This is a genomic window from Komagataeibacter intermedius TF2 (assembly GCF_000964425.1).
Classification (GTDB): domain Bacteria; phylum Pseudomonadota; class Alphaproteobacteria; order Acetobacterales; family Acetobacteraceae; genus Komagataeibacter; species Komagataeibacter intermedius.
This window is the reverse complement of the sequence record NZ_BANF01000768.1, coordinates 1-267: the sequence shown is the minus strand read 5'-3', so window position 1 is coordinate 267 and position 267 is coordinate 1. Positions and strand designations below refer to the sequence as shown.

The following is a 267-nucleotide window of genomic DNA, read 5'->3' as shown; positions in this document are numbered from 1 at the left end:
TCGCCATGAGCCGCCGGACCCGCTTGCGGCCCACTTCATGTCCCTGGCGGCGCAGATGCCATGTCATCTGCCGTGAGCCATAATACGGCGTTTCCAGGAACTGGGCGTCGATCAGTCGCATCAGCTCCAGATTGGCTTCGCTCTGTGGCACAGGCCGATAGTAGACGCCCGACCGGTTGAGTTGCAGCAGCGTGCATTGCCGGATTATCGGCAGGCATGCTCTCTTCGGGTCAATCATCTGCCGCCTCTGATCACGCCCAACCGAGC

The 267-nt window shown here is 61.4% G+C and carries 1 protein-coding gene; it reads right to left on the bottom strand.

Annotated features, from left to right (window positions below; translation table 11 throughout):
• A partial coding sequence (locus B7449_RS19200) for an IS3 family transposase (protein ID WP_148431448.1) occupies positions 1–267 on the bottom strand: 267 nt, incomplete at both ends.